Source organism: Streptomyces sp. NPDC003635 (genome assembly GCF_053587635.1).
Genome location: NZ_JBSFOK010000106.1, coordinates 1 through 6,432 on the forward strand (window position 1 = coordinate 1; position 6,432 = coordinate 6,432).

The following is a 6,432-nucleotide window of genomic DNA, read 5'->3' on the forward strand; positions in this document are numbered from 1 at the left end:
GGCGGCGAACCGGCTTTCCCTGCCCTGCTCCGCAGGAGCTTCGTTTCCTCCCCCGGCTGAAGCCGGGGGTATCCACGAAGGAGAGACTCGATGAGACCCGTATGGCATGGGGAGAAGGTGAGTGCGGCGGCGGCCAGCAGGCAGCCGTTCCTCGAGTGCGCGCTGTGAGGTGTTCGACGGTGCTTCAACTCGGCTGCACAGCAGCGCTGGTGGTTGGATAGGGCTGATGCACCTGCGCAGACACGGCAGTCCCGCCCAACTCGCCGACGGCTTCGGTATCTCCGTCTGTGCCGCCCAGGCTCACGTGGGCGCGGTAATCAGCCCGCCGGGCCTGGGTGGGAGTCGGCGATGCCGCTGGCCGCCTCTCCAACGTCGGGCACGCACTGGTCGCCCCGGCGGTGGGCACACCGCAGCATGTCACCGACGCACACTCAGCACGCATTCCGTCAAGAGTCACCACCAGCCGGAGAGGTGCGCGGTCGTAGCCGTTCTCCCTGCGGCCCGAACATGATCAGGTACTCAACCGGTCCGGCGGTTCCGGCGTTCGCGACTCCGTGGGGGACGCGGGTGTCGAACTCGGCGACCTCCCCGGCGGTCAGGACCAGGTCCTGGTTGCCGAGTGCGAGCCACAGCCGCCCGTACAGGACGCACAGCCACTCGTAGCCCTCGTGGGACACCTGCCGGGGCCGTCCAGGCGGCTCCTCCACGGCAGGCAGGACATGCTTGTGGGCGTGCAGGCCGCCGACGTAGCGGGTCAGCGGCAACACTGCCTTGTCGACGCCGAAGCTGTGCGGCGCCGTGCCGCGGCGCTCGATTGCAGGCGCGGGCGCGGTGCCGACCAACTCGTCCAGGGAGACTCCGTATTCCTCCGCCAGTTGCACTACCACTTCCAGGGTGGGCTTGCGTCGGCCGGTCTCGATCCGCGACAGCGTGCTGGGCGATATACCGGTCGCGCGGCTGACACCGGTGAGTGTGATGCCACGGCGCTCGCGCACGACCCGCAGCCGCGCCCCCATCGACGCCAGTGTCCGGGCCACGTCGCTCCCCGCCACGGTCCGTGCTCCTTTCCGCCATGCCGTCGGACCACGTTGACCTGCAAGCTTGCCAGAATGGCAAGGATGATCGCGTTGGGTGGGTGCCACGCCGCATGATCGATGCGTAGCCGCGTCGCCGTGAACCGAGGAGAAGCCCATGCAGCCTGCACCGACCGCCGAGCTCCGCCATCGCACCGTCGAGGCCCCGGCCGGACGCCTGCACCTGGTTGAGCAGGGCGCGGGCCCGCTGGTCCTGCTCGTGCACGGCTTCCCCGAGTCCTGGTACTCCTGGCGCCGCCAGCTCCCGACCCTCGCAGCGGCCGGCTACCGGGCGGTGGCGATCGACGTGCGCGGTTACGGCCGCTCCTCCAGACCGGAGGCGACCGAGGCCTACCGGATGCTCGACCTGGTGGAGGACAACGTCGCCGTCGTGCGCGCCCTCGGCGAGGAGAGCGCGGTGGTCGTCGGCCATGACTGGGGCTCCAACATCGCCGCCACTTCCGCCCTGTTGCACCCCGAGGTCTTCCACGCGGTGGGCTTGCTCAGCGTCCCGTACGCGCCGCCCGGCGGCCCCCGCCCCACCGATGTCCTCGGCCGGATCGGCGGCCCCGAGCAGGAGTTCTACGTCTCCTACTTCCAGGAGCCCGGCCGCGCCGAGGCGGAGATCGAGCCTGATGTACGGGGCTGGCTCGCGGGTTTCTACGCAGCCCTGTCCGGCGACACCATGCCGACGGGGGGCCAGCCCGATCCGCACTTCGTCGCCCCTGGCGGCCAGTTGCGCGACCGCTTCCCCAGGCGGGTTCTCCCGTCCTGGCTGAGCGAGGCCGACCTCGACGTCTACGCCGGGGAGTTCGAGCGCACGGGTCTGACCGGGGCGCTCAACCGTTACCGCAACATGGACCGCGACTGGGAAGATCTCGCCCCTTACCGCGGGGCCCCGATCAAGCATCCGTCCCTGTTCGTCGGCGGCGCCCTGGACGCCTCCACCACCTGGATGTCCGACGCCATCGACGCCTACCCCACCACGCTCCCCGCCCTGTCCGCCTCCCACCTCCTGGACGACTGCGGCCACTGGATCCAGCAGGAACGCCCCGACGAGGTCAACCGACTGCTGATCGACTGGCTCGCTGCCCTCCAGGACCGGACCAGGCAAGCCAGGCGTAGCGGTCCGCGCAGTGGCGCGGTGCCAGGGGCGGCCGCGGCGCCGGAGCTGTGATGCGGGCAGTACGGGCCGGCTGGTTCCGCCAGTGAAACGCCTGCCGTTGAGGCGCCGGCCCACCACGTTGCGGAATCTCACACAGCCGGCACACGCGCCGATCACACATCGCCGACCGTTGCCGACGGCACACTGCGACAGCGACGGTCGGCAGGGCCAAACGCCATGCCTGCAAGCGAGTTCGGCTCCGCCGCTGCCCGCCCATGCGGCCGTTAGGGTGGCCCGGTGACCGACGCGAGCATGGACATAGTGAACCGCTTCCGGGCCGAAGCGGCATCCCTGGATCTGCCGCCGGAGGAGGTGGACGCATGGATACGTGTCGCCCGTCCGGCGGTGTACTTGGCCGAGGGTGGGGACGGCCCCCTCGTGGCCCAGGTCGGCGGAGACCCCATGCTGCCGCACGGCGTGCCTCGGCCGTCCGCTCCCTTCGTGGCCTCGGTCGACCTCGCTGCTCTCCCGCCGGGCGTCACCGGGCTCCCGCTTCCCGCCGACGGCCACCTGCTTCTCTTCTCCGGAACCGATGTGCAGGGCATCGGGGGACAGGTGTCCGACGCGGTGCTGTACGTTCCCGCTGGAACCCCGGCAGTTTCGAGCCCTCTCGCACACACCTGGCGCGAGCCGTACCGGCCGCGTGAACTCCGTACGGCCTGGCACCAGCCGAGCACACAGATGCCGGAGAGCTTCGCCCCCGACAGATGGGGCGAATTCCCCGAGGACGAGCAGTTCGAACTCGCCGACGAACTCGCCGACGCCTGGGCACACGTGGGCGGCTACCGCCCTGCCTGGACCTTGCAGATCGGCGGCCACCCGGTCTCGCCGCAGAACGACCCCGTCCACTATGCCCGTGGTCCGCGGGAGGCCGGACCTTCCGAGCAGGGCGGGACGGCCCACGCAGAGGGCGCCGACGACTGGGTTCTCCTGGCCACTTGGAGATGCGGCGACGACGTCACGGAACTGGACTCCGGCGTGGCCCACTGGGTGGTCCGCCGCCAGGACGTGGCGGCCCGGCGCTTCGACCGGGTCCATCGCTACGTCGAGATGGCCTGACGGCGCCGGGCCGGGCGGCCGGTTCACCAAGGGTCATCGCCCGCGGTGTCCGGCCACGCTCACCCGGTCCATGCCGCCACTGTGCCGATGGGTCTGTCCCGAACGGGTCTGCCCCCTCGCTGCCCCGGCCGCCCCGGTCGTATCGCGTGGGCCGCCGCGCCCTGCTGCGCGTCGCTTGGTGTTCCCCGGGCGGCGGCAGCGGCCGTAGGAAGGCAGGCGGTTCAGCAGGCGTCCGATCACGGAAGTCGCCCGCGGCCTCCCGTGGCCCGGGGGAGGACTCAGCGGAGCAGCAGGTCGCGGATCGTCTCCGTGATCTCGTCGGGCGCCTCCTCAGCCATGAAGTGCCCCGCGCCGGTCAGCCGGTGGTCCAGGTCCGGCGCCCACGCCTGCCAGACCGCCGCGGCGTCGTAGCCCAGTCGCGCGCCCCAGTCCTGCTGGACGACCGTCACGGGCATGGCCAGCTGGGAACCGGCGTCCTGGTCCGCCCGGTCGTGTGTGATGTCGACGCCCGCCGAGGCCCGGTAGTCCGCGACGATCGACGGCACGGCCGCCGCGCTCGCCCGCAGATACGCGGCCCGGATCGGTTCCGGCATGGCGGCCGGCTCCCTGGCCCAGGCGTCGAGGAAGGAGCCGAAGTAGGCATCGGCACTGTTGGCGATCATCGTCTCCGGCAGGCCCGGCGGCTGCGCCATGAGGAACAGGTGGTAGCCGACCGCCGCGGGAACACCGTGGAGGACGTTCCACATGTCCACGGTGGGCACGACATCAAGGATGCCCAGGTGGGTGAGGGTCTCGGGGTGGTCCAGTCCTGCGCGGAAAGCGACCAGGGCCCCTCGGTCGTGCCCGACCAGGGCGAAGCGCTCATGGCCGAGCGCCGCCGCCAGGGCGATGACATCGGCGGCCATGGTGCGCTTGGAGTACACCTCGGACCCGGTGGCCACCGGCTTGTCGCTGGCGCCGTAGCCGCGCAGGTCGGGACAGATCACCGTGTGCTCGCCGACGAGCCGCTCGGCGACATGCCGCCACATCAGGTGGGTCTGGGGGAAGCCGTGCAGCAGCACGACGGGGCTGCCGCTGCCGCCGACGGCGGCGGCCAGCTCCACTCCGTCGGCACCGGGCAGACGGACGTGGTCGAAACCGGGAATGGCAAATGTCATGAAGGGCCCCTTGCTGGGTCGGTGGACCGGCGAAAGCCCGGGTCCGAGGACTGACGGGATCAGCGTGGGCGACGGCGATCAGCAGCCGATCAGTACGCTTCGACGTCGCGGACCCTCGGCACGGAAGATGGACGGCATGCACATCGACGTACTCGGTGCCGTGCGGGCCCTCCGCGACGACGGCACCCCGGTCGACCTGGGCGGACCCCGCCACCGCGAGGTGCTCGCCCGGCTCGTCGCCGCCGGGGGACGGATGGTCCCCACCGACACCCTCGTGGACGATCTCTGGGCCGAGCCGCCGGTGCGCGCCGTGGGTGCGTTGCGTACGTTCGTCGCCGCGCTGCGCCGCGCCATCGAACCCGGCCGGCCGCCCCGCACCCCGCCGGCTGTCCTCGTCACGGAAGGACCCGGCTACGCGCTGCGTCTGCCGCGCGAGGCCGTGGACCTCCACCGGTTCGAGGACGCCCTGGCCCGCGCCCGGCGTACCCCCGATGCGCTGACCGACCTCGACGCGGCCCTCGCGACGTGGCGCGGCCCCGCCTACGCCGATGTGACCGGCTCCGTGTGGGCCCAGCGCGAACGGACCCGGCTGGAGGAGCTGAGGCTGGAGGGGGTCGAACTGCGCGCCCGCCTCATCCTCGACTCCGGTTCCGGAGGCGAGCTGGTCGCCGAACTGGGCGCCCACGTCACCGAACACCCCTGGCGTGAGCCGGCCTGGGGGCTACTGGCCCGCGCGCTGCACCGGGCAGGCCGTCAGGCCGACGCGCTGGCCACCCTGCGCAGCGCCCGCAGGATGCTCGCGGACCAGCTCGGGCTCGACCCCGGTGCCGACCTCCAGCGTTTGGAGACGGACATTCTCCGCGGAGCTGTGGACCTCCAGCCCCCGCGTACGGTGTGGACCGCCGGCGTACGACTCGGTCCGCGCACCACCGTCGAACTGGCGCGCACCCTGGCCCTGGCGGGTGGTGACGCCCTCATGCACTCGCGGCGCGACCGCCTGGCCGCCATCCAGGCCGCGGAGCGCACCGGAGACATCACCCTGACCGCCCGCGTCATCGGCGCCTACGACGTGCCCGCCCTGTGGAGCCGGGCCGACGATCTCGATCAGTCCCGCGCCGTCGTCGCGGCGGCCGAGCGTACGCTCACCGCGCTCGGCGCCGAAGGCCCCGCCGAACTGCGCGCCCGCCTGCTGGCCACGGTCGCGGTCGAGAGCCGCAGCGCCGATCTGCCCGCGACCGAACGGAGGCGCGCCGGGGAGGCGGCGAACGAGGCCGAGGCGCTGGCCCGAGAGCTGGGCGATCCAGCACTGCTGGTGTTCGCCCTCAACGGCGTGTTCCTCCAGTCCTTCACCCGGCCCGGGCTCGCGACGGCACGGGACGTGATCGGCGCAGAGATCCTCGACCTGGCCGCCCAACACGACCTGCCGGACTTCGCCGTGCTCGGCCGGCTCATCCGCCTGCAGTCCGCCTCGGCTCTCGGCGACCTTGACGCCGCCTCCGCGCACGCCGAGGCCGCCGAGCAGCTTGCCGTCAGCACCGAGGCCTCCCTTGTCCCCGTACTCACCGGCTGGTTCCGGGCCCGGGTCACGGCCGCCCGCAGTACCGAACCGGGCGGGCCGACCGCCGCCACGGCCGCTGCGCGATACCGCGCCGCCGAACACGCCCTTGCCGAAACAGCGGGCATGCCAGGGCTGCACCGGGGCCTGTTCGCCCTCGCCCTCCTGGGCCTACGTCTCCTGCACGACCGCCCCGCGCCCACCGATCCCGCCCTGGACTGGGGCCCTTACCGCCCCTGGACGCTCCCCTTGGTGCTGCTCGCCAGCAACCAGAACGAGGAGGCCCGGACCGCCCTGGCCGTGACGCCCGAGCCACCCCCTGATCACGTGCAGGAGGCACTCTGGTGCCTGACCGCCCTCGCCGCGGTCCGCCTCGGCGAGCGCCCCGTGGCCGCCCGCGCGGCGACGGCCCTGTGCCCCGCC

The 6,432-nt window shown here is 72.4% G+C and carries 5 protein-coding genes; 3 read left to right on the forward strand and 2 right to left on the reverse strand.

All coding sequences use genetic code 11. From position 1 onward, the window contains the following. Positions 1-446 precede the first annotated feature (446 nt). Positions 447-1,052, reverse strand: a complete 606-nt coding sequence (locus tag ACWDRW_RS40075; RefSeq protein WP_451733466.1) for a helix-turn-helix domain-containing protein — start codon at positions 1,050-1,052, stop codon at positions 447-449. Positions 1,053-1,191: 139 nt separating this feature from the next. Between ACWDRW_RS40075 and ACWDRW_RS40080 the strand changes: the two genes are divergently transcribed. Both ACWDRW_RS40080 and ACWDRW_RS40085 read left to right on the forward strand, forming a co-directional pair. Then, entirely contained in the window at positions 1,192-2,250 is a 1,059-nt protein-coding gene (locus ACWDRW_RS40080) for an alpha/beta fold hydrolase (protein ID WP_451733468.1), read from the forward strand. 225 nt (positions 2,251-2,475) lie between these two features. Beyond that, complete coding sequence (locus tag ACWDRW_RS40085; RefSeq protein ID WP_451733470.1) at positions 2,476-3,297, forward strand: DUF1963 domain-containing protein; 822 nt, start codon at positions 2,476-2,478, stop codon at positions 3,295-3,297. A 278-nt stretch (positions 3,298-3,575) separates the two neighbouring features. Here ACWDRW_RS40085 and ACWDRW_RS40090 read toward each other — a convergent pair whose 3' ends face one another. Beyond that, positions 3,576-4,454 (reverse strand): alpha/beta fold hydrolase, encoded by an 879-nt coding sequence (locus ACWDRW_RS40090; RefSeq protein ID WP_451733473.1) that lies wholly within the window; start codon positions 4,452-4,454, stop codon positions 3,576-3,578. Positions 4,455-4,590: 136 nt separating this feature from the next. On the opposite strand from ACWDRW_RS40090, the gene ACWDRW_RS40095 reads away from it, so the two are divergent. Continuing rightward, positions 4,591-6,432 (forward strand): BTAD domain-containing putative transcriptional regulator (locus tag ACWDRW_RS40095; protein ID WP_451733476.1); only part of this gene is annotated, 1,842 nt, incomplete at its 3' end.

What these genes read in the sequence shown, in the direction of transcription:
- ACWDRW_RS40080 (WP_451733468.1), top strand. Translation starts at nt 1,192, where the DNA reads ATGCAGCCTGCACCGACCGCCGAGCTCCGCCATCGCACCGTCGAGGCC.
- ACWDRW_RS40090 (WP_451733473.1), bottom strand. Translation starts at nt 4,454, where the DNA reads ATGACATTTGCCATTCCCGGTTTCGACCACGTCCGTCTGCCCGGTGCC.